Below are 20,820 nucleotides of genomic sequence, written 5' to 3' on the forward strand. Positions count from 1 at the left end.
CCCATGAAACTGACTTCCCCCCGCCTGCTGGACGGGTCCGCCATCGGCCTGTCCGGCCTCTGCCTCCTGCACTGCCTGGCCCTGCCGGTGGCCGCAGGATTTGCCCCGCTGCTCGGCGTCTGGAGCGAGGCGGAGTGGGTTCATTTGGCTTTTGTCGCCCTGGCGGCCCCCATCTCGGCCGGTGCTCTGGTCCTGGCCAGACCCCGCAGGCCCGCGGCGATCGCCCTGGCCGCCACGGGGCTTGGCCTGCTGATCGCGGCCCTGTTCTTCCATGAGGCCGAGACCTTGATGACTGTGGCCGGGGGGCTGACCCTGGCCACAGGCCATCTGGTGAACTGGCGGGGTCGCGCCCTGCCGCCCCATGCCCATGCGGCCTAGGCTCGGCCTCGGACTGGCTCTGCTGGTCCTGGCCGCCTGCGGGGAAAAGCCCTCTGAGGCGCCGCCGAGCGCCCTACAGGCGGCTGAACCGCCCGTGGACGCTTCCACCCTGGAAACAACCCCCGCCCCGACGGGGGACGCCGACATGTGGGCGGAGTTTGAATCTGGCCGCATGCCGATCATCGACGAGCTGGCCGATGAGCGCGCCCTGCAGCTCACCTTGCCTACTGCGGACGGCCCCCAGTGGGCCAAGCTGCGCAAGACCGAGGTCTGGATCGACGAGCCGACCCAGCTGTTCCGCGCCCGCCATCCCGCCGAGGTGAGGGCCCTGGCGGGCAAGGCGTTCAAGATCCAGGGCTTCATGCTTCCCCTGGAGATGGCTGAGCGGACGACGCGCTTCCTGCTCTCGCCCTATACGCCGGTCTGTTTCTATCACCCGCCGGCCGAGCCTAATGAGGTGATCGAGGTCTATCTCGATCGGCCCATCCGGGCCGGTTACCACCTCGTTGAGGTCGAAGGTGTCCTGACCCTCACCGACAATGGCGAAAAGGGTCTGTTCTTCCAGATCCACAAAGGCGCGGCCCGGATCGTCCAGGAGGTGGACGGAGAGCTCTAGCCGGCCAGGGCCGCAGCGCTCACCGCCTCCAGGTCCGCAGCGCCCTGGGTCACCGCCGCCACCAGCCCCGGCGCGCCGGCCAGAACCTGTCCCGCATAGAGCCGCGCCAGGGGCAGGCGGGCCTGCATCCAGGGATCGTCGGAGCCAGAGGCGGCCAAGGCCTGCCGGCCCAGCACGAAGCCGCCGATCACATCTCCGGCCAGTTTCAGATAGGGGGTCGCGCCGGCGGCCGAGGGTGTCCCGCGATTGTTGAGCAGCCAGTCGGTGGCGGCCTCCAGGGCGCGCACGCCCTCGGCCAGCCGCTGGCCGGCCTCGGCGAGGTCTTGGCGGGCGGCCAGGGTCTCGGCGGTCATGGCCATCTCGGCGCAAAGGGCGTCCATCACCGCGCCCTCGGCCATGCCCAGCTTGCGCCCCGCCAGGTCCAGGGCCTGGATGCCGTTGGTGCCCTCATAGATCGGGCCGATCCGGGCGTCCCGATAGTGCTGGGCCGCCCCGGTCTCCTCGATGAAGCCCATGCCCCCGTGGACCTGCACGCCCAGGGAGGCCACCTCGACCCCCACATCGGTGGACCAGGCCTTGGCGATGGGGGTCAGCAGTTCCTGGCGGGCCTTGGCGCTGGCCCGGGCGGCGGGGTCGGGGGCCAGCCGGGCCTGATCGGCCAGCACCCCGGTCATGAAACAGATCCCCCGGGCCGCCTCGATCTTGGCCTTCATCAGCATCAGGGTGCGGCGGACGTCGGGATGGTCATAGATCGGGGCGGGAGAAGCCCCGCCCCAGGCCGACTTGCCTTGCGTGCGGTCCTGGGCATAGGCCAGGGCCTGCTGGAAGGCCCGCTCAGCGATGCCGACCCCTTCGACGCCCACCTGCAGGCGGGCAGCGTTCATCATGACGAACATGTGGGCCAGGCCCTGGTTCAGCTCGCCGACCAGTTCGGCCTTGGCGCCTTCGAACATCATCACGCAGGTGGGCGAGGCATGGATGCCCAGCTTGTGCTCGATGGAGGCCGCCCAGAGCCCGTTGGCCTCGCCCAGTGCGCCATCGTCCAGGACCGCCCGCTTGGTGGCCAGGAACAGGGAAATGCCCTTCACCCCGGGCGGGGCGTTGGGCAGCCTCGCCAGCACCAGATGGCAGATATTGTCCGCCGCATCGTGGTCGCCCCAGGTGATGAAGATCTTCTGGCCATAGAGCCTGTAGCCACCGTTTCCGTCGGGCTCGGCCCGGGTGGTCAGCGCGGCCAGGTCCGAGCCGGCCTGGGGCTCGGTGAGGTTCATGGTCCCGGTCCATTCCCCCGACACCAGCCTCGGCAGCACCAGTCGCTTCTGGCGCTCGGTCCCGTGCAGGGTCAGGGCCTCGATGGCCGCCTGGGTGAGCATGGGGCAGAGGCCAAAGGCCATATTGGCCGCATGGACCATTTCGAACACCGCCAGCTCCATGGCCTTGGGCAGCCCCTGACCCCCGTGTTCGGGCTCGGCGGCCAGGCTGTTCCAGCCCTGCTGGGCAAAGGCGCGATAGGCGTCGGCAAAGCCTGGCGCGGCGGTGACCTTGTTGTCCGCATGCCGGGCCCCTTCCTGGTCCCCGGTCCAGTTGAGCGGGGCAAGCACCCCGGTGGTGAAGGCACCGGCGGCCTCCAGCACGGCGGTGACGGTGTCGGCGTCCAGGTCGGGGAAGCTCGTCTCCACAAGGTCCCCATGGCCGGCGACGTTCAGGGCAAAGGCGATGTCGCGGACAGGGGCGCGGAAGGTCATGGGAGGCTCCTCTTGGGTCGCGCCTATGTAGGCCCGATGACGTTGCGTCACCAAGGCTTGAGCGCGGGGGTGGCGACAAGCCGCGTCCTTTGCGGGTATCACCCGGCGGCCTTCAGGATGGGACAGACACCATGACGCATGCCGATCCGACGGTCGAACAGGCCGCCCGCGCCCTGGCCGGCGGCGCCCTGGTGATCCTGCCCACCGAAACCGTCTACGGCCTGGCCGCCGACGCTGCCGAGCCTCGGGCCGTCGCCGCCCTGTTCGAGGCCAAGGGCAGGCCCCGGTTCAATCCGCTGATCGCCCATGTGACGGGCCTGGCCATGGCCGAGACCTTCGCCGGGTTTGATGACCGGGCCCGCGCCCTGGCCAAGGCCTTCTGGCCGGGCCCTTTGACCCTGGTCCTGCCGGTGACCGACGCGGCGGCGGTCTGCGATCTGGCCCGGGCCGGCCTGGACAGCGTGGCGGTGCGGGCCCCGGCCCATCCCTTGGCTAAAGGGGTGATCGCAGCCTTGGGCCGCCCCGTGGTGGCCCCCTCGGCCAATCGCTCGGGCCGGCCTAGCCCCACCACCTACGCGGACGCCCTGGAAGAGACCGGGGCCTTCGCCTTGGCCGCCCTGGACGGCGGGCCCTGCGCCGTGGGCCTGGAGTCCACCGTGGTGGCCCTGCTGGACGCCCCGCGCCTGCTGCGGCCCGGTGCGGTGACCCGGGCGCAGATCGAGGCGGTGATCGGTCCCCTGGCCGAGGCTGAGGACGATGCCAAGAGATCCCCCGGCCGCCTAGCCCGGCACTATGCACCGCAGGCGCCGGTTCGCCTGGACGTGATCGCGCCGGAACCGGACGAGGCTTATCTCGCCTTTGGTCCGGGCGCGCCTGAGGGCCCGCAGGTGTTCAATCTCAGCCCGACCGGCGACCTTGCCGAGGCCGCCGCCCATCTGTTTGCCTATCTGCGGGCCGCTGACCGAACCGCACCCCGGGCTATCGCTGTGGCCCCGATCCCGGCCCACGGGCTCGGTGAAGCCATCACCGATCGCCTGCGCCGCGCGGCGGGCTTTGTCGGATAGGCTGAAGGCGCTAGATTTATCACATGACCATTTCCGTGCCCGCCGATGTCCTGTCCCGCCTGAAGGCCGTGCTTGGCGAGCGGGGCTGGAGCCAGGACCCTGAGCGTCTCGCCCCCAAGCTGCTGGAATGGCGCGACCGCTGGAGCGGTCAGACGCCGTTCCTGGCCCTGCCGGGCTCGACCGAGGATGTGGCCGCCGTGGTTGGCATCTGTTTCGAGGCCGGGGTTCCGATCACCCCTCAGGGGGGCAATACAGGTCTCGTGGGCGGTCAGATCCCCATGGGCGAGATCCTGCTGTCCACCGAGCGCCTGACCGCTGTCCGCGACGTGGACGCCCTGGACGATGTCCTGGTGGTGGAGGCCGGCGTCACCCTGGCCGGCGCCCATGAGGCGGCCCTGGCCCAGAACCGCCGCTTCCCCCTGGACCTCGCCTCGCAAGGGACCGCCACCATCGGCGGGGTGATCTCCACCAATGCTGGCGGCACTGCGGTGCTGCGCTACGGCACCACCCGCGACCTGGTGCTGGGCCTGGAGGCGGTCCTGCCCAATGGCGAGGTCTGGAATGGCCTGAAGCGGCTGCGCAAGGACAATACCGGCTATGATCTGAAGCAGTTGCTGATCGGCGCCGAAGGCACCCTTGGGGTCGTGACGGCCGCCAGTCTGAAGCTGTTTCCCATCCTGCCGTCCCGGGCGGTGGCCATGGTCGGCCTGGCCAGTCCGAGGGCGGCCCTGGACCTGCTGGCCCGGGCCAAGGAAAGCGCCGGCGGCGGGGTTGAAGCCTTTGAGCTGATGAGCCGGGTGGGGGTGGATTTCGCCCTCAAGAACATTGCCGGCCAGCGCGATCCCCTGGAGAAGATTCATCCCTGGTACGTGCTGATCGAGCTGGCCTCCGGGGAGCTTGGCTCCGCCGAACGAGCCCTGGAGCGGCTGTTGGGCCAAGCCCTGGAGACGGGCCTGATCGCCGACGCGGCGGTGGCCCAGACCGAAACCCAGGCCCGGGCGCTCTGGTCCCTGCGGGAGAACCAGTCCCCGGCCCAGAAGCCCGAGGGGGCCACCTGGAAGCACGACGTCTCGGTGCCAGTGAGTGCGGTGGCCGAGTTTCTCGACCAGGCCGGGGCGGCCATGAGCGCCTTTGCCCCGGGCTGCCGGATCTGTGCCTTCGGGCATGTGGGGGACGGCAACATCCACTATGATGTGCTGCGGCCAGATGGCGGGGACGATGCGGCCCATTCGGCGGCCCGGGACGAGGGATCGCGCCGGGTTCACGACATTGTTGCCGCCCTGCACGGCTCGATCTCCGCCGAGCACGGCCTGGGATCGATGAAGACCCAGGAGGCCATGCGCTATAAGGCCCCCGTCGAGGTCAACGCCCTGCGTGCGATCCGCGCAGCCCTTGACCCCCAGCGCATCATGAACCCCCGCGTGCACTTCTAAACCGCCCCGGCGCCTTGGCTTTGTCACGAAGACCCGTCAAAGGACCGCCCTATGCTGTTCGTCCTTTCACCAGCCAAGGCGCTGGACTTCTCCGCCCCTGAAAGCCGCCTGGGCATGACCGCCCCGCAGTTCGACCAGGACGTGGCCGAACTGTCCAAGACCACCCGCAAGCTCAGCGTCGCCGACCTCAAGCGGCTGATGTCCCTGTCGGACAAGCTCGCCGAGTTGAACCGCGCCCGGTTCCAGGCCTTTGATCCCGAGAGCGAGGAGGGGCTGCAGGCGGCCCTGGCCTTTAATGGCGACGTCTATTCCGGCCTGCGCGCCCGGCAGATGAGCAAGGCGGATCTGGACTGGGCCCAGGATCACCTGCGGATTCTCTCAGGGCTCTATGGGCTCCTGCGGCCCCTGGACGTGATTCAGCCCTATCGCCTGGAAATGGGGACGCGGCTGAAAACCCCGCGCGGGGCGACCCTCTACGACTTCTGGGCCGACCGGATCGCCCTGGCCCTGAACGCGGCGGCCAAGGATCACGCCGATCCCACCCTGGTGAATCTGGCCAGCCAGGAATACTTCGGCGCCGTGGACGCCCGGGCGCTCAAGCTGCCCGTGCTCGGGGTCAGGTTCCTCGAGGAAAAGGACGGTCATGCCAAGATCGTCAGCTTCTACGCCAAGAAGGCCCGCGGCCTCATGGCCCGCTGGGCCATCGACAACCGCATCAGCCGGGTCGATGATCTGAAGGCCTTCGACCTGGAGGGCTACAGGTTCGCAGCCCTTCAGTCCCAGCCGGGTGAGTGGACCTTCACCCGCCCGCAACCGACCGCCGCCTCGGCGGCCTGAGACACCCCACGGAGAGACGGTAATGGCGGCAGATTATGGCATCGCCGGGCATGTGGCGATCGTCACCGGCTCCACCAGCGGCATCGGCTTTGCCATGGCCTCGGCCCTGGCCGAACAGGGGGTCCATGTGATCCTCAATGGCCTGGGCGACCCCGCCAGGATCGAGACCGACCGCCGGGAGCTGCAGGCCCGCACCAACGCCTCGATCCGCTATCACGGTGCGGACATGACGAGGCCCGACGAGATCGCCGACCTGGTGGACTATGCCCGCCGGGAGTTCGGCCGCCTCGACATCCTGGTCAACAATGCCGGCATCCAGCACGTCTCCCCCATCGAGGACTTCCCGCCCGAAAAGTGGGACGCCCTGATCGCCATCATCCTGTCCTCAGCCTTCCACGCCACCCGGGCAGCCGTGCCGATCATGAAGGCCCAAGGGCGCGGCCGGATCGTCAACATCGCCTCGGCCCACGGCCTGGTGGCCTCGCCCTTCAAGTCGGCCTATGTGGCGGCCAAGTTCGGGGTGGTGGGCCTGACCAAGGCCGTGGGCGTGGAGCTGGCCCGCACCGGCGTCACCTGCAACGCCATCTGCCCGGGCTATGTGAAGACCCCCCTGGTGGAGGCCCAGATCGGCGACCAGGCCCGCTCGCGGGGCATTTCCGAAGACCGGGTGGTGGACGAGGTGATCCTGGCCGCCCAGCCCAACAAGGCCTTCGTCGAATACGACCACCTGGCCGGTATGCTACTCTACCTTGTCTCCGACATGGGCGCCTCAGCGACAGGGGCGGCGCTGTCGGTGGATGGCGGCTGGACGGCGACCTGAGGTTAGAGGGCGCGTTGGCCTTGGGAGCCGGGGAGACGCGCGCCGGGGTGGCCTGCCAGTCCGCAGGACGGAGGTTCTGGTTGGCGGCTGGAGCGGCCGTTGGGCTCGATACCAGATGCGGACCTTGGTGCGTGGGTGGGGAATGTCCCCTCTATGGAGGGCACCGGCAGTCCGGAGGCGACTGAGGCTGCCGAGATCAACCGATTTCGAGCGCTAAGCTCAGCCCACGCGGATCACCGTCCCCCCTGCTGCGAGTCAAATGGAGTTTCCATCCCAATCTCCCGCAGCAGCATCCGTCCGAGATAGGACACCTCGACTGTGTGCTTGAAGTCCCCCTTCCGAGCGTCGAACTCAGGGGTCTCGCCCTTCCGCGGCTGGCTGTAGTTCTTTTTTAGTAAATCCAGGCGGAGGAGGTGGTCCTTGCCAGCCTCGTAGAGATGACTCTGATCGACAGCTGAAGGCAGCGACCCCATGTGCAGAGGCTCCGGGCGATTGATGCGTTCGAACGCCTGTCGGTCTGCCCCAGCATACGCCCGTCCATACGCGTTGAGCAGGTTCACCTCATCGTCGTCCAACTGTCCTAGAATCAATAGGAGCCGCTTCCTCCGAATGACGTCCGCGTCATCTTCGCTCAACCCCCGGTTCACGGCCTCCACGATATGGTCAATGCGCTCCTTGGAAGTCGCTCGTGCAGACTGGAAGCCTCCCTCTTCGATTAGATCAATCTTCTCCACGTTTGCCGCCAACCCATCTCTCACCTCCAAGCTGAGCAGGTCGACGCGGGCAGCCAGGGCGCGCAAGTAGGCGGCAATGCGGTCGGCGCGCTGGCCCGGGATAACCGATCCGACGACTTCGCCGACGAGACCGCCGGCTACCGGGATCGAGCCAGCTATGCCCTTGCCGATGGCGACTAACTTATCGCGCCACTCTTCGTCGAGCCGGTCACTGTTCGCCCTCGATTCAGTCACACCTCACGCTCCTGGAATTTCTGGTCGCGGCTACGCTGAAAGGGGAGGTGCCAGCGCGGACCAGCGCGGCGCGCTTGTCGTAGATGACCGCACCGAACATCGCGGCGCGGTGGAGACTCCCCCTAATCTTGTCTCAGCACTCATGGGGAGCGACCCGCGGGATGGCTCGGCGGGCGGCTTTCCAGATGCTGCTCCAACGCATCAGTCATGGCGTCGACCAGATGCCTGAACCGGTAGGCATCTGCAGGAGTTAGGCCGCCTTGGTGCGCGGCAATATTGCGTAGCTTTCTTAGCTCCCCAAGCATATATGCAACCTCTTTACTCAATATTTCCTTTTGTTTGAGTCCTTCTATAGTTTTCGACAATGTGCGGGGTCGGTCTTGATTGACGTAGTGCTCGTCATTCAGTTCATCGAGCATCATCTCAATTGGCCCCCACGAATCGAGGATCGCAGCGTCCGGAGAGATGGCCAGCAGATTTTCGAAGCGACTCTCGCCGGGCGAGGTATATTCTCTTGTAGACTGCACGTTGTCCCGCCGGGACGCAACTTCGAGTTTGTCGAGTTTGGCGGCGAAGTCTAAGGTCTTGTCCCCCCATGTCAGCTTACTCACCTTTCCGAGCAAGCCTCGCAGTTAAGATCGAAACATCAATGCGACAATAACAATCGCGACCGGCCACGCGAGAGAATGGACGATCGACGAAGACCACTGGAGCAGATCCATTGCCTTCTCCGAGGTGGATGCTTTCAGTTGAAGGTCAGTAGGATTCATCCGCGCAATCTCTTCGCTAACGCATTGAGGCAAATGACGACAAGCTGCGAAACTTGATCCCAAAGCGGAGATAGATGAATCGGCGAGGGCGCGAAATCGGGCGAATGAACGTAGCGGTTCATCGTGTCGAAGGAGAAGATGCCATCAGGGCTCCCGGATCTCGGGGACAGGACATTATACCAATCGCTGCGGTGAAGCGTCTCAACAGCCTAAATCCCATTCTCCGAATCCCAGCCTTGGTACCTGAGCTTGTTTTGAGTACGCTTTTTGTTCTGGTCAAGCCTGGCCGTGCAACGGGGTTTAGAGAGCGAATGGTTCGAGGTCAGTCGGGTGGCGGGGCAGAGCTAAAGCGGTTGGCGAAGCGCGTCCCAGACGGAACGGACTTTCGCGCGCTGCTTGATGGAATTGAGGACCCTGCGCACAGCATCGCGTCACGCGACCGGTACATCGCTATCGTTGCCAGCGGTGCTGTCGAACATGCTCTCAAATTGGCGATCGAGCGCCACTTGGCAGCCGATCTTACAGAAGGCGAACGTGCAAGCCTCTTTCGGCAGCCGCTAGGAAACTTCGCAAGCCGTATCACGATGGCGCGTGCGCTCGGGGTGGTGAGCGCTGAGCAAGCGGTGGAGCTCAATCGCATCCGGGATATTCGCAATGCATTCGCGCACACGATTGAGGCGCTGAGTTTTGATGCGCCGGAAGTTACCGACCTGCTCGGACGTATGTGGCACTATCCGGTGGCCGACTGGGCAGCTTACTTCGCGCCCGCCTTTCCGGCGCACCGTCAGTTCCTGATAATCTGTGCTAGCTTCTACGATGAATTGGTCCGGCACCAACTAGACCGAACTCGAGCAACTCCGCGGCGGAAGAGCGGGGGGCATTGAAGCATAGCCGCAAGGAGTACATGTTCTCCGCAGGGCACAAATCGAGCGTTCGAAGCACCTATGAGCCCATCTCCGACGCCCCGCCATCCCCACCCCCACCCTCGCCCTTGACCTCCCGCCTTCGCCGCGCCTCTCTTCACGCCCAACACGTGTTTGAAAATGAGGAGGACGCCGTGGCCTATAAACCCTTCGACCTGACTGGAAAGGTGGCCCTGGTCACCGGCGGTAATGGCGGGATCGGCTTTGGCATGGTCGAGGCGATGGCGCAGGCCGGCGCCGACATCGTCATCTGGGGCTCCAATCCCGACAAGAACCGGGCGGCCGAAGAGAGGCTGAAACCCACCGGCGTGCGGGTGCTGACCCAGGTGGTCAATGTGGCCGACGAGACCGCGGTGGCTGAAGGCATGAAGGCCGCCGTGGCCAAGATGGGCGCGGTCCATACGGTGGTGGCCAACGCCGGGATCGGCGGCGGAGCGCGGTCGTTTTCGGAGTTTCCCACCGAGACCTATCGCAAGGTGCTGTCGGTCAATCTGGACGGGGTGTTTTTCACCTTCCGCGAGGCGTGCAAGCACATGGTCGCCCGGGGCGGGGACGGGCAGGGGGGCTCGCTGGTGGCGATCTCGTCCCTGTCGGCCCTGGACGGGGCGGCGCGCAACCAGGCCTATGCGGCGACCAAGGGGGCCCTGATCCCCATGGTCCGGGCCATCGCCGTGGAGCATGCGCGATACGGGGTCCGGGCCAATGTGATCCTGCCAGGCTGGATCGCCACCGACATGACGGCGGCGGCCCAGGACAACGACAAGTTCAATGAGAACGTCATCAAGCGGGTGCCCATGCGCCGCTGGGGCGATCCGGCGGATTTCGGCGGCATGGCGGTCTATCTGGCTTCGGACGCCTCGCGGTTCCACACCGGCGACTCCTTCCTGATCGACGGCGGCTACGGAATCTTCTGACCCCGATGCCTCGCGCCGCAGGCGCAACCGTTTTCGACCACGAAGCTCACAAAGGACACGAAGGGATCGAAAGGGCTTCCAGCCCTTCGTGTTCTTTGTGCTCTTCGTGGTTCAAGATTCGGGCTTCGCCCCCTGACGCAGGGTCAGTGTTTGCGGCGGCGGCGGTCGGCGCCATGGTGGGGACAAAGAGAACACCACGGGAGACGACGCCATGACCCTGCACACGCCCCTCTGCGACCTGTTGAAGGTCAAGCACCCGATCATGCAGGCCGGCATGGGCGGGGTGGCCTATGCCGAGCTGGTGGCTGCGGTCTGTGAGGCCGGCGGCTATGGGGTGCTGGGCATGGCCGGCCGGTCGCCGGACTTTATCCGCGAGGAGATGCGCAAGGTCCGCAAGCTCACCGACAAGCCCTTCGGCGTCGACCTGCTGGCCGCCTCGCCCGAGAGCCTGACCGCGTCGGTGGAGATCATCATCGAGGAGGGGGCCTCGTCGTTCATCGCGGGCTTGGGCGTGCCCATGCCGATCATGGAAAAGCTGAAGGCTGCTGGCCTGCTGGTGATGGTGGTCTGCGGGGCTGTGAAGCACGCGGTCAAGGCCGAGCAGGCCGGCTGCGACGCCGTCATCTGCCAGGGCGGGGAGGGCGGCGGGCATACGGGCCTGGTCGGCACATTGCCCCTGGTCTCCCAGGCGGTTGAGGCGGTGAAGATCCCTGTGGTGGCGGCGGGCGGCATTTCCGATGGCCGGGGTCTGGCGGCGGCGCTGGCGCTGGGCGCCCAGGGAGTCTGGATCGGCACCCGGTTCATCGCCTCGACCGAGGCCCATGCGGGCCAGGCCTATCGCGAGGCGGTGGTGGCGGCCCAGGACGTGGATACGGTGCGCACCCGTTGCTATTCGGGCAAGCCCATGCGGGTGATGAGCAACCCCTATGTGGCTGACTGGGAAAGCCGGCCCCAGGAGATCCAGCCCTTCCCCATGCAGGCCATGCTGTCCACCCAGACCGGGGTGATGGGGGGGATCGGCGGCCAGATCGAGGGACTCGATCCTGACCGCTCCTGCTTTGCCATGGGCCAGTCGGCCGGGGGCATCCATGACATCAAGCCCGCCGCCCAGATCGTCGCCGAGATGGTGACTGAGGCTGAGGCCGCCATCGACCGGGTTGCCCGGCTGCGGGGTCTGGTTCGGGCCTGAGGCCCTGTCAGAGCGCCATCAGGCCGGGGCTCAGGGCGCGCCCAGGAAGCCATCGGGGTCGTTGGCGAGGCTAGCGAAGGACCCCAGGCAGCGTTGCCAGACGGCGACCTGGTCTCGCAGGTCGCCCTCGGTCTGGCTGTCGGCCAGCAGCAGGCCGTAGCGGATTTCGACCTGCTCAGCCCTGGCGATCGCCCGGCAAAGGATATCGCGGCTGTTGAAGGCGTTGAGGTGCTCCAGGGTCATGGCGCGCTTCTCGACGTTGGCCAGAAGGCCCAGCGCCCGGCAGGCCCGACCGGCCTCATCGCAGCCGATGAACTCCGCGCCGAAGATGCCCCCAGGCGTGATGACATTGAGGCGCACCAGGCCGCCCTCCCGGCTCACCATCTCGCCCCGGGCGCCCATGCCGGCCAGGACGGCGATCAGGGTGCTGGGGTCTCTGGCCGGGCCCTGCGCCTGGGCGGTACCTGCGGCCAGGGCGAGGGTAAGGCCAAGGACCAGGGTCCTGGCGAATTGAACTGACCCCATGAACGCGCTCCCTCGTCTGCCCGTCCCAGCGGCTACCAGAACTTGCGGTCCGGCGCGAGCATTCGCCCGAGAGGCGCGAGGTCGTGACAAGCTAGGGCTTGGCCCTCTAACCTGCCTCCCATGAGATCTGCCGCCGTCCTCTTTGCTGCCTCTCTGCTGGTCCTGGCCCTGCCGGCCCAGGCGCAGGAGCGCACCCCTGCCCAGCGTCAGACCCTGGCGGACATCGCCTATGTGCTCGGCGAGAGCCACGCCCTGCGTCAGGCTTGCGAGGGGGCCTATGATCAGTACTGGCGTGACCGGATGATGGGGCTGACCGATGCCGAGACGCCTGACGCGGCCCTGGATCGGCGGCTGAAGGAGGCTTTCAACTCGGGCTTCGCCAGCCGGCGTGCGGAGTTCCCTGAGTGCAGCCGCGCCAGCCGTATCGCCGAGGCCGCTGCGGCCCGCCGGGGTCAGGCGCTGGCCTCACGTCTCGCCGCCGTCCGACACCAGGTCGATCCTCGGGAAGCCGAGGCCCGGCGACAGGCCGAACAGATGGAGCAGATGGAGACCGACCTCTCCCTGCGTCCTTGAGGTCGGCCCCACCCCGCAGGTGAGCGCCCTTGACAGACAGGCTCGTCTCACCACTTTGACTCAGCGGGCCGGGCCCCTCTGACAGTCGTGGTGACTGTGATGTCGGACCGCATCGAGGGTGCTCGATGACTGGGCTCGGACCGATCCTGCCAGATTGTGCGTTTGAAGGTCGTGTGCGCCGCCTTGTCGTCAGTGCTGCGCTTGCCATGGACCTGGCCGGTCCCCCTGGAGATTTCGAATTACGATGATGACCGCCCTGCTCATTCTAGGTGGATTGATCCTGCTCGCCGTGGGCGGCGAGTCCCTTGTCCGGGGGGCCGTGGGCGTCGCCCGTACCCTGGGGGTCTCCCCACTGTTGAGCGGCCTGGTCATCGTTGGCTTCGGCACCTCGACTCCAGAATTGGTCACCAGCCTGATTGCCGCGATGCAGAACGCGCCGGGCATCGCGGTGGGCAATGTGATGGGGTCCAACATCGCCAACATCCTGCTGATTCTCGGCGTCACGGCGGTCATCACCCCGATCCTGATCCGGCCTTCAGCGATCCAGCGGGACATGCTGGTTCTTGGCCTGTCATCGGGTGCCGCCCTTCTGGCTGTGCTTGCGGGCTTCATTGATCGGTGGTTTGGCGGGTTACTTGTGGTGACGCTGATTGCCTATGTGGCCTATGCCTATATCCGGGAGCGCAACCGGATGGCGGCCGAGGAGGCCGCCGCTGAGGGTGAGCGTGCGAAGGTCGAGCCCATGGTACTGGGCAAGTTCCTGCTCATGGCGATCGGTGGGATCGCCCTGACCATATTTGGTGCCCGCCTGCTGGTCGGCGGTGCGATTGATCTGGCCGAGGGGTTCGGCGTCTCCCAGACCATCATCGGGCTGACCATCGTGGCCGTGGGCACCTCGCTGCCTGAACTGGTGGCCTGTGTCGTCGCCGCGCTGCGTCGCCATCCTGAAGTGGCCGTGGGCAATGTGATCGGCTCAAATATCTACAATGTCTTCGGTGTGCTTGGGGTCACCGCCATGGTGTCGCCCATCCGCATTCCCCCTGAGATCGCCAGCCTGGACATCTGGGTGCTGGTGGCCGCCACGGGTCTGTTTGCGGTGTTCCTGCGCACAGGCGGTGGTCTGCAACGCCTGGAAGGGGTCGCCTTCCTGATCGCCTACGCGGCCTATGTCGGTTATCTGGCCTTGGGGTGAGGGTGAAACGGTCCGATCAGACCCCTGCGGCCTGGGCCTCTCGCAGGCCCTGACCAGCCAGGGCGTCGGCCCGCTCGTTCAAAGGGTGACCGGCATGGCCTTTGACCCAGCGCCAGTCCACCTGGTGCCGGAGCCTCGCCTCATCCAGACGCTGCCAGAGGTCGGCATTCTTCACTGGCGCCTTGGCGGCGGTCTTCCAGCCTCGGGCCCTCCAGCCGGGGAGCCACTCGGTGATGCCTTTCATGACATACTGGCTATCGGTGTGCAGTTCGACCTGGCAGGGACGGTTCAGGGTCTCCAGGGCCTGGATGGCGGCCATCATCTCCATGCGGTTGTTGGTGGTTGCAGGCTCCCCGCCGCAGATCTCCTTTTCCCGCTCGCCGTAGATCAGGATCGCGCCCCAGCCGCCGGGCCCTGGATTGCCGCTGCAGGCCCCGTCGGTGAAGATCGTCACCTTGGGGGTCAAGACGGGTCCCCGAACAGGACGAGGTCGGCAGCGCTGCGATGAACGGCGAGCTTTCGCTCGTATTCCAGCGGGTCCTTCGGCCGCACCAGGGCACCCGCCGGTGTGGCACCCCAGTCATTCAGCCGCGTCAGGAAGAACCGCATGGCCGCCCCATGGGCCAGGATCGGCAGGGCGGCGCGCTCAGCCTCGCTCAGGGGGCGATGGCGCTCATAGCCGGCCAGCATGGCCCGGGCGCTGGTAATGTTGAAGCTGCCGTCGGCCTCGAAGCACCAGGCGTTCAGCGCCACCGCGATGTCATAGGCGAGCGCGTCCACACAGGCGAAATAGAAGTCGATGGCGGCGGCGAACCGGTCGCCCTGGAAGAACACATTGTCCGGGAAATAATCGGCGTGGATGACCCCGCTCGGGAGGCCCTTGGGCCAGTTGGCGGCCAGATGGGCCAGATCGGCCTCGATGGTGGCCGCAAGGCCAGGCTTCAGCCCCTCGGCCGCTTCGGTGAGCCCTGAGAACAGGGGTGCCCATGCCCCCTGGCCAAGGTCGTTGTCGCGGCCCATCCCAAAGCCCTCGGCCGCCAGATGCAGCCGCGCCAGGCCTTCGCCGGCTTCCCGGCAGTGGGTGGCCGAGGGGCGGCGAACCGACAGGCCTGGCATGAAGCCGACAATGGCCGCAGGCTTGCCCCGCACCGACTGGATCAGGGCCCCGTCCCGTCCCGGCATCGGGGTGGCGCAAGGGTAGTCATGGTCGGCCAGCCAATGCATGAGGCCGAGGAAGAACGGCAGGTCCTCCGGGCGCACCCGCCGCTCATAGATGGTCAGGATGAAGCGGCCCCGGTCGGTCTCCAGCAGGAAGTTGGAGTTCTCCACCCCCTCGGCGATGCCTTTGAAGGTCTGCGCCACGCCAAGGTCATAGCGGGCGAGCAGCTCGGCGAGCTCCTCATCGGAAATGTCGGTATAGACGGCCATTGCGGGGGCATGGGCGAGGCCGTCGGCGCGGTCAAGACGGCGAAACGGCAGGGCCCACTTTTTCAGGTCGATATCCGAGCCGCCTAGGCCTCGGTCAGCAGCCTGGGCAGTTTGAAGGTGACGGCCTCGCGGGCAGCTTCGTCCATTTCGATGGTCAGGTCGAACCGCTCGGCCAGCTTGTCCAGGAGCCCCTGGACCAGGTCCTCAGGGGCAGAGGCGCCAGCGGTGACGCCGACGGTTCGAACCCCCGACAGCCAGGCAAAGTCCAGGGCCTCGGCGTCATCGATCAGATGGGCGGGGCATCCGGCCCGGGCACCGACCTCGGCCAGTCGCACCGAGTTCGAGGAATTGGCCGACCCGATCACCAGCAGAAGGTCAGCCCTGGCCGACACCGATTTGACCGCTTCCTGGCGATTGGTGGTGGCGTAGCAGATGTCTTCCTTGTGGGGTGCGGCCATCAGCGGGAACCGGTTTCGCAGGGCTGAGACGATATCGGCGGTGTCGTCCACCGACAGGGTCGTCTGGGTTGCGAAGGCGAGGTTGGCCGGGTCCTTGGGTGTGAAGGCCAGGGCGTCCTCGACGGTCTCGATCAGGGTGACGGCCCCGTCGGGCAGCTGACCGATGGTGCCGATGACCTCGGGATGTCCGGCATGACCGATGAGGACAATCTCCTTACCGGAGTCATGGTGGCGTTGAGCCTCCACATGCACCTTGGAGACCAGGGGGCAGGTGGCGTCCAGATAGATCATCTGGCGGCGTCCGGCTTCGGCCGGCACAGACTTGGGCACCCCGTGGGCGGAAAACACCACCGGCCGATCATCGGGGCATTCATCGAGCTCTTCGACAAACACTGCGCCCAGGGCCCGGAGCCGGTCGACCACGTGTCGGTTGTGGACGATTTCATGGCGCACATAGACCGGCGCCCCGAATTTCTCGAGGGTCCGCTCGACGATCTGAATGGCCCGGTCGACGCCGGCGCAGAACCCCCGGGGGGCGGCCAGCAGGATGGTCAGGGGCGGGCGAGGGGCAGGGGTGTTCATGGGGAGAAATCTAGGGGTTATGCCGCCTCGCCGCCAGCCGCGTTGCGGCCTCAATCGAGAACCATTAGTAGAGGCTCCTCATGCGCGGTCTCGCCGCGCCGACAGAGTTGGACGTTTTATGCGCCGTTCCCTGCTATCGGTCATCGCCCTTGCGCTTGCCGTCACTTCGTTTCCGCTGGAAAGCGCGGCCCAAAACCGACGTGGCCAGGAGGCCGAAGGTCAGGAGGACGCCTCCGACCGCCGCCGCCGGGAGTCCGAATGGGGCGATCGCCAGGCACCTTTGCCGCAATTGCGCAATGCTGGCCCCTGCCCCTTCGCCAAGGTGCTCTATGACGCCGGCCGCTATGTGGAGTTCGAAGGCGGGCGCGAAGCCTCGGCCGCCGTGGGCTATGCCGGTGAGATCCAGGGGATTTCGGCCGGCTGTTCCTACGAGGATGACGAGCCGATCAAGGTGGCCATGGAAGTGCTCTTCGAGCTGGGCCGGGGCCCGGCCGCCCAGGGGGCGCAGAAGACCTATCGCTACTGGGTCGCCGTGACCAAGCGCAATGACGCGGTCATCGCCAAGGAGTACTTCGACCTGCCGGTGTCGTTCGCTCCGGGCCAGGACCGCACCTATGCCCGGCAGATGATCGAGGGCATCGTGATCCCGCGCGCCCAGCTGACCACCAGCGGTGCCAATTTCGAAGTCCTGGTGGGTTTCGATGTCACGCCGGAAATGGCCGAGTTCAACCGTGCTGGTAAGCGGTTCCGTATTGATGTCGGAACCGGTGTCGCCACTGGGACCTCTCAAGCCAACCCATGAGTGATCTCAAGCGGGGTCTTGGGGAGGCGGTTTCGGCCGCTTTCGCCTCTGCGGGTCTGTCGGCTGAACTGGGCCGTGTGACCCCGTCAGACCGGCCCGATCTGGCGGATTTCCAGTGCAATGGGGCCCTTGCGGCGGCCAAGCAGGCCCGCCGCGATCCCCGGGAGATCGCCGCTGGCGTGGTGGCGGTTCTGGCCAAGGATCCGCGCCTGGCCTCGGTGGAGATCGCCGGGCTCGGCTTCATCAATATGCGCGTCGCCCCCGAAGCCCTCTCAGCCCGGGCCAATGAGATTGCCGCCGATCCGCGCCTGGGGGCAGGGGCGGTAGAGACATCGCGCCGGGTTCTGGTGGACTATGGCGGCCCCAATGTGGCCAAGCCCATGCATGTGGGCCATCTGCGCTCGTCGATCATCGGGGAGGCCATCAAGCGACTCTACCGGTTCCGGGGGGACGAGGTGGTGGGCGACGCCCATTTCGGCGACTGGGGCTACCAGATGGGCCTGCTCATTGGGGCGGTCTGCGACGAAGATGCCTTCGTCGCCAAGCTGGTGGAACAGGTCAACGCCCGGTCCGCCCCCCTGACCCCCGAGGACGAGGTCCAGGCCTTCACCGCCCTGGCTGAGCGGATCAGCCTGGCTGACCTTGACCGGCTCTATCCATTGGCAGCGGCCAAGGGCAAGGAGGACCCGGATTACCGTGACCGGGCCCGCAAGCTGACGGCTGACCTGCAGGCCCACAACCGGGGCTATCATCTCCTCTGGCGACATTTTGCCAAGGTGACCCAGGTGGCCCTGGCCCGGGACTTCCATGCTATCGGCGTGGATTTCGACCTCTGGAAGGGGGAGAGCGACGCCGATCCCCTGATCCCCGGCATGGTCTCGGACCTTGAGGCCAAGGCCCTCCTGGTCGACGATCAGGGTGCGCGGATCATTCGGGTGAACCGCCAGGGGGATAAGCGCGAGCTGCCTCCCTTGCTGGTGGTCTCCTCCGAGGGCTCGGCCATGTATGGCACCACAGACCTCGCCACCATTGTCGACCGCCGGCAGAGTTTCGATCCCCACCAGATTCTCTATGTGGTCGACCAGCGCCAGGCCGACCATTTCGAGATCGTGTTCCGGGCCGCCTATCTGGCGGGCTATGCCCAGGAGGGCAGCCTGGAGCATATCGGCTTTGGCACCATGAACGGGACCGACGGCAAGCCGTTCAAGACCCGCGAAGGCGGCGTGCTCAAGCTGCATGACCTGATCGAGATGACTCGGGACAAGGCTCGTGAGCGCCTGAAGGAAGCCGACCTCGGGGCAAGCCTTGACGCCGAGGCTTTTGAAGACACCGCCCACAAGGTCGCGGTCGCGGCCCTGAAGTTCGCTGATCTGCAGAATTTCCGCGGCACGTCCTACGTTTTTGATCTCGATCGCTTCACCAGCTTCGAGGGCAAGACCGGCCCCTACCTGCTCTACCAGGCGGTGCGGGTGAAGTCGGTCCTGCGCAAGGCCGCCGACGAGGGCGCTCTGGCTGGCGAGATCGTCGTCGCTGAGCCGGCCGAACGGGAGCTGGCCCTGTTGCTGGACGCCTTCGACCAGGCCCTGGCCGAGGCCTATGAGCGCAAGGCGCCCAATTTCATAGCCGACCATGCCTACAAGCTGGCGCAATCGTTCTCGCGCTTCTATGCGGCCTGTCCGATCCTAATCGCCGAGCCGCCGACTAAGGGCTCCCGCCTGGCCCTGGCGGCGGTCACCCTTCGCCAGCTTGAGCTGGCCCTCGACCTGCTGGGCATCGCCATCCCCGAACGGATGTAGACGCAACTTGCGCGTTGACTCCCGCCAGGTGATCGCAGAGTTTCGGGGCTTCTCCTCGCGGGAGAGACCGGCCCTTCAAGGGGTCGGCGCCGAAGGCGCAACCGCCCCGGAAACGCTCAGGCAAACGGACCGCGAAGAGCTGATGAACGCTGGAAAGCAGTCCGCCGAAAGGTAGGGCTCGCCGAAGGAGCAATGGGCGCGGGCCTCACCGCCCGCCTCTAAATCTCTCAGGCTCAGGGACAGCGGGGGCGCGTAAGGGGACTGGGCGACCAAGCCCCCGGCGCGTCGTAACATCAGCCGGAGGCGCTTCCTTGTCGGACGAGACGCTTAAACTCACCCCGCTTCATGCCGCCCATCTTGAGGCCGGTGCCCGGATGGTGCCCTTTGCCGGCTATTCCATGCCGGTGCAGTACAAGGACGGCGTGCTCAAGGAGCACATCTGGACCCGTGAGAGCGCGGGTCTGTTTGATGTGTCGCACATGGGCCAGGCGCGCCTGCGGGGCGTCTCTCCCCTTTCGGCCTTCGAGGAGGTCACACCGGGGGATTTCATTGGCCTCAAGCCCGGCAAGCAACGCTATTCGGTCCTGCTGAACAAGAAGGGTGGGATCATTGACGACCTGATGGCCGGCCGCCCCGACGAAGACGGGCTGTTTGTGGTGGTCAACGGGGCCTGCAAGGACAACGACTTCAAGATCATCGATGCTGAACTGGCCGGCCAGGTGCGGATTGACCGCCTGGAGGACCGGGCTCTCCTGGCCCTTCAGGGGCCAAAGGCCGCCGAAGTGCTGGCCAATCATGCGCCCGACGCTGCAAAACTGGCCTTCATGGAGACCGCCGCCCTCCAGGCCTTCGGCGTCGACGCCATCATCTCCAGGTCGGGCTACACCGGCGAGGACGGCTACGAGATCTCCGTGCCGGGCGAGGCGGCGATGCGCATCTGGAACACCCTGCTGGCGGACGCGCGGGTCAAGCCCATAGGTCTGGGCGCCCGCGACAGCCTGCGTCTGGAGGCCGGACTTCCCCTCTATGGCCACGACCTGGATGAGACCGTGTCTCCCATCGAGGCCGGACTGGCCTTTGCGGTGTCTAAGAAACGCCGTGACGCCAGGGACTTCCCCGGCGCCAGCCGGATCGCCGCCGAGCTTGGCGGCGAGCTGAGCCGCAAGGCGGTTGGCCTGAAGGTCGAGGGCGCGCCGGCCCGGGAAGGCGCCGAGATCGCCGATGCGGACGGTACCGTGGTCGGTGTGGTCACTTCCGGCGGCTTTTCTCCCAGCCTTGGCTATCCCATCGCCCTGGGTTTCGTGCCGCCAGCCCTGGCTGTTGCAGGCACGGTCCTCAAGGTCATCGTCCGGGGCAAGGCCCAGACTGCCCAGGTGGTCCCCACCCCGTTCGTTCCCCATCGCTATGTGCGCAAGGTCTAGAGAAGGAAGCTCCCCAATGCGTTTCACCAAGGATCATGAGTGGGTTTCCCTGGACGGGGACGTGGCCACCATTGGCATCACCGCCTATGCCGCCGAGCAACTGGGGGACGTGGTGTTCGTAGAAACCCCTGAGGTGGGCAAGAGCTTTGCCGCCGGTGAGGGCCTGGCTGTGGTCGAGAGCGTCAAGGCCGCCTCCGATGTCTACGCCCCGGTGTCCGGCGAGGTGCTGGAGGCCAATAGCGCCCTGGCTGAGGCTCCGGAAACCGTCAACCAGGCGCCGGAGGCCGACGGCTGGTTCGCCAAGGTCAAGATCGCTGATCCGTCGACCTATGAGGCGCTGATGGATCGCGCCGCCTACGACGCCTATCTGGAGACCCTGTAAGCCC

General features: G+C 66.4%; 22 protein-coding genes and 1 riboswitch. Of the genes, 15 read left to right on the forward strand and 7 right to left on the reverse strand.

What is annotated here, in order from left to right; all coding sequences use genetic code 11:
- The coding region (locus tag MH112_RS12735; protein ID WP_296568310.1) for a MerC domain-containing protein at positions 1–378 on the forward strand (378 nt) is incomplete at its 5' end.
- Positions 362–994 carry a DUF3299 domain-containing protein gene (locus MH112_RS12740; RefSeq protein WP_296568312.1) on the forward strand — a complete coding sequence of 211 codons (633 nt, stop codon included), beginning with the start codon at positions 362–364 and terminating at the stop codon, positions 992–994. The genes MH112_RS12735 and MH112_RS12740, both read left to right, overlap by 17 nt.
- Here the strand turns inward: MH112_RS12740 and MH112_RS12745 are convergent.
- Positions 991–2,739 carry an acyl-CoA dehydrogenase gene (locus MH112_RS12745; RefSeq protein WP_296568314.1) on the reverse strand — a complete coding sequence of 583 codons (1,749 nt, stop codon included), beginning with the start codon at positions 2,737–2,739 and terminating at the stop codon, positions 991–993. The two genes, MH112_RS12740 and MH112_RS12745, sit on opposite strands and share 4 nt — an antisense overlap.
- A gap of 131 nt (positions 2,740–2,870) precedes the next feature.
- Here MH112_RS12745 and MH112_RS12750 point away from each other — a divergent pair, with 131 nt between their 5' ends.
- From MH112_RS12750 to MH112_RS12765, 4 genes are read left to right on the forward strand one after another with little or no spacing between them, the layout of a single operon-like run.
- On the forward strand, positions 2,871–3,803 hold the full coding sequence (locus tag MH112_RS12750; RefSeq protein WP_296568316.1) for an L-threonylcarbamoyladenylate synthase: 933 nt from the start codon (positions 2,871–2,873) through the stop codon (positions 3,801–3,803).
- A gap of 23 nt (positions 3,804–3,826) precedes the next feature.
- Entirely contained in the window at positions 3,827–5,236 is a 1,410-nt protein-coding gene (locus tag MH112_RS12755; protein WP_296568318.1) for an FAD-binding oxidoreductase, read from the forward strand.
- Positions 5,237–5,287: 51 nt separating this feature from the next.
- Positions 5,288–6,073 (forward strand): peroxide stress protein YaaA, encoded by a 786-nt coding sequence (yaaA, locus tag MH112_RS12760; RefSeq protein WP_296568320.1) that lies wholly within the window; start codon positions 5,288–5,290, stop codon positions 6,071–6,073.
- A gap of 22 nt (positions 6,074–6,095) precedes the next feature.
- Positions 6,096–6,893, forward strand: coding sequence for a 3-hydroxybutyrate dehydrogenase (locus tag MH112_RS12765; protein WP_296568322.1), 798 nt, complete (start codon positions 6,096–6,098; stop codon positions 6,891–6,893).
- A 233-nt stretch (positions 6,894–7,126) separates the two neighbouring features.
- Here the strand turns inward: MH112_RS12765 and MH112_RS12770 are convergent, their stop codons facing one another.
- A complete protein-coding gene (locus MH112_RS12770; RefSeq protein ID WP_296568324.1) occupies positions 7,127–7,861 on the reverse strand; it encodes a hypothetical protein in 735 nt (244 codons plus the stop codon).
- Positions 7,862–8,001: 140 nt separating this feature from the next.
- Positions 8,002–8,472 (reverse strand): DUF4145 domain-containing protein, encoded by a 471-nt coding sequence (locus MH112_RS12775; RefSeq protein WP_296568326.1) that lies wholly within the window; start codon positions 8,470–8,472, stop codon positions 8,002–8,004.
- Positions 8,473–8,984: 512 nt separating this feature from the next.
- On the opposite strand from MH112_RS12775, the gene MH112_RS12780 reads away from it, so the two are divergent.
- The 3 genes from MH112_RS12780 to MH112_RS12790 all read left to right on the forward strand — a co-directional run bounded on the left by MH112_RS12780 (position 8,985) and on the right by MH112_RS12790 (position 11,657).
- The gene (locus MH112_RS12780) at positions 8,985–9,515 is read left to right on the forward strand and encodes a hypothetical protein (RefSeq protein ID WP_296568327.1); all 531 of its coding nucleotides are present in this window, start codon (positions 8,985–8,987) and stop codon (positions 9,513–9,515) included.
- Between the two features lie 173 nt (positions 9,516–9,688).
- On the forward strand, positions 9,689–10,468 hold the full coding sequence (locus MH112_RS12785) for an SDR family oxidoreductase (protein WP_296568329.1): 780 nt from the start codon (positions 9,689–9,691) through the stop codon (positions 10,466–10,468).
- 211 nt (positions 10,469–10,679) lie between these two features.
- A complete protein-coding gene (locus MH112_RS12790) occupies positions 10,680–11,657 on the forward strand; it encodes a nitronate monooxygenase family protein (RefSeq protein ID WP_296568331.1) in 978 nt (325 codons plus the stop codon).
- 30 nt (positions 11,658–11,687) lie between these two features.
- On the opposite strand, the gene MH112_RS12795 is transcribed toward MH112_RS12790, so the two are convergent.
- Positions 11,688–12,182: a YbjN domain-containing protein gene (locus tag MH112_RS12795; protein ID WP_296568333.1), complete on the reverse strand. Its 495-nt coding sequence runs from the start codon at positions 12,180–12,182 to the stop codon at positions 11,688–11,690.
- Between the two features lie 120 nt (positions 12,183–12,302).
- On the opposite strand from MH112_RS12795, the gene MH112_RS12800 reads away from it, so the two are divergent.
- Entirely contained in the window at positions 12,303–12,755 is a 453-nt protein-coding gene (locus tag MH112_RS12800) for a TIGR02301 family protein (protein ID WP_296568336.1), read from the forward strand.
- A gap of 244 nt (positions 12,756–12,999) precedes the next feature.
- Positions 13,000–13,947, forward strand: coding sequence for a calcium/sodium antiporter (locus MH112_RS12805; protein ID WP_296568338.1), 948 nt, complete (start codon positions 13,000–13,002; stop codon positions 13,945–13,947).
- Between the two features lie 16 nt (positions 13,948–13,963).
- Here the strand turns inward: MH112_RS12805 and rnhA are convergent, their stop codons facing one another.
- The 3 genes from rnhA to ispH form a co-directional block, all read right to left on the reverse strand.
- Positions 13,964–14,413, reverse strand: coding sequence for a ribonuclease HI (rnhA, locus tag MH112_RS12810; protein ID WP_296568340.1), 450 nt, complete (start codon positions 14,411–14,413; stop codon positions 13,964–13,966).
- Entirely contained in the window at positions 14,410–15,375 is a 966-nt protein-coding gene (gene thrB / locus MH112_RS12815; RefSeq protein ID WP_296568342.1) for a homoserine kinase, read from the reverse strand. The genes rnhA and thrB overlap by 4 nt, the downstream gene beginning before the upstream one ends.
- Before the next feature lie 83 nt (positions 15,376–15,458).
- Positions 15,459–16,415 (reverse strand): 4-hydroxy-3-methylbut-2-enyl diphosphate reductase, encoded by a 957-nt coding sequence (gene ispH, locus MH112_RS12820; protein WP_296568344.1) that lies wholly within the window; start codon positions 16,413–16,415, stop codon positions 15,459–15,461.
- 118 nt (positions 16,416–16,533) lie between these two features.
- Here ispH and MH112_RS12825 point away from each other — a divergent pair, with 118 nt between their 5' ends.
- From MH112_RS12825 to gcvH, 4 genes are all read left to right on the forward strand, one after another.
- On the forward strand, positions 16,534–17,217 hold the full coding sequence (locus MH112_RS12825) for a Tat pathway signal sequence domain protein (RefSeq protein WP_296568346.1): 684 nt from the start codon (positions 16,534–16,536) through the stop codon (positions 17,215–17,217).
- The gene (gene argS / locus MH112_RS12830; RefSeq protein WP_296568348.1) at positions 17,214–19,013 is read left to right on the forward strand and encodes an arginine--tRNA ligase; all 1,800 of its coding nucleotides are present in this window, start codon (positions 17,214–17,216) and stop codon (positions 19,011–19,013) included. Before MH112_RS12825 ends, argS begins: the two co-directional genes overlap by 4 nt.
- Positions 19,014–19,061: 48 nt before the next feature.
- A riboswitch (glycine riboswitch) is annotated at positions 19,062–19,155 on the forward strand.
- Between the two features lie 169 nt (positions 19,156–19,324).
- The gene (gcvT, locus tag MH112_RS12835) at positions 19,325–20,434 is read left to right on the forward strand and encodes a glycine cleavage system aminomethyltransferase GcvT (protein WP_296568350.1); all 1,110 of its coding nucleotides are present in this window, start codon (positions 19,325–19,327) and stop codon (positions 20,432–20,434) included.
- A gap of 16 nt (positions 20,435–20,450) precedes the next feature.
- A complete protein-coding gene (gene gcvH, locus MH112_RS12840) occupies positions 20,451–20,816 on the forward strand; it encodes a glycine cleavage system protein GcvH (RefSeq protein ID WP_296568352.1) in 366 nt (121 codons plus the stop codon).
- Positions 20,817–20,820: the final 4 nt, after the last annotated feature.

Origin of the sequence: Phenylobacterium sp. (assembly GCF_022402485.1) — a bacterium.
In the GTDB taxonomy this organism is placed as follows: domain Bacteria; phylum Pseudomonadota; class Alphaproteobacteria; order Caulobacterales; family Caulobacteraceae; genus Phenylobacterium.

Bases quoted from the DNA above. Each gene is read 5' to 3' on its own strand.
- MH112_RS12755 (WP_296568318.1), top strand. From the start codon at position 3,827: ATGACCATTTCCGTGCCCGCCGATGTCCTGTCCCGCCTGAAGGCCGTG.
- argS (WP_296568348.1), top strand. From the start codon at position 17,214: ATGAGTGATCTCAAGCGGGGTCTTGGGGAGGCGGTTTCGGCCGCTTTC.
- MH112_RS12800 (WP_296568336.1), top strand. From the start codon at position 12,303: ATGAGATCTGCCGCCGTCCTCTTTGCTGCCTCTCTGCTGGTCCTGGCC.
- ispH (WP_296568344.1), bottom strand. From the start codon at position 16,415: ATGAACACCCCTGCCCCTCGCCCGCCCCTGACCATCCTGCTGGCCGCC.
- MH112_RS12740 (WP_296568312.1), top strand. From the start codon at position 362: ATGCCCATGCGGCCTAGGCTCGGCCTCGGACTGGCTCTGCTGGTCCTG.
- MH112_RS12805 (WP_296568338.1), top strand. From the start codon at position 13,000: ATGATGACCGCCCTGCTCATTCTAGGTGGATTGATCCTGCTCGCCGTG.
- MH112_RS12825 (WP_296568346.1), top strand. From the start codon at position 16,534: ATGCGCCGTTCCCTGCTATCGGTCATCGCCCTTGCGCTTGCCGTCACT.
- MH112_RS12790 (WP_296568331.1), top strand. From the start codon at position 10,680: ATGACCCTGCACACGCCCCTCTGCGACCTGTTGAAGGTCAAGCACCCG.
- MH112_RS12795 (WP_296568333.1), bottom strand. From the start codon at position 12,182: ATGGGGTCAGTTCAATTCGCCAGGACCCTGGTCCTTGGCCTTACCCTC.
- MH112_RS12750 (WP_296568316.1), top strand. From the start codon at position 2,871: ATGACGCATGCCGATCCGACGGTCGAACAGGCCGCCCGCGCCCTGGCC.
- yaaA (WP_296568320.1), top strand. From the start codon at position 5,288: ATGCTGTTCGTCCTTTCACCAGCCAAGGCGCTGGACTTCTCCGCCCCT.
- gcvH (WP_296568352.1), top strand. From the start codon at position 20,451: ATGCGTTTCACCAAGGATCATGAGTGGGTTTCCCTGGACGGGGACGTG.
- thrB (WP_296568342.1), bottom strand. From the start codon at position 15,375: ATGGCCGTCTATACCGACATTTCCGATGAGGAGCTCGCCGAGCTGCTC.
- MH112_RS12765 (WP_296568322.1), top strand. From the start codon at position 6,096: ATGGCGGCAGATTATGGCATCGCCGGGCATGTGGCGATCGTCACCGGC.
- MH112_RS12745 (WP_296568314.1), bottom strand. From the start codon at position 2,739: ATGACCTTCCGCGCCCCTGTCCGCGACATCGCCTTTGCCCTGAACGTC.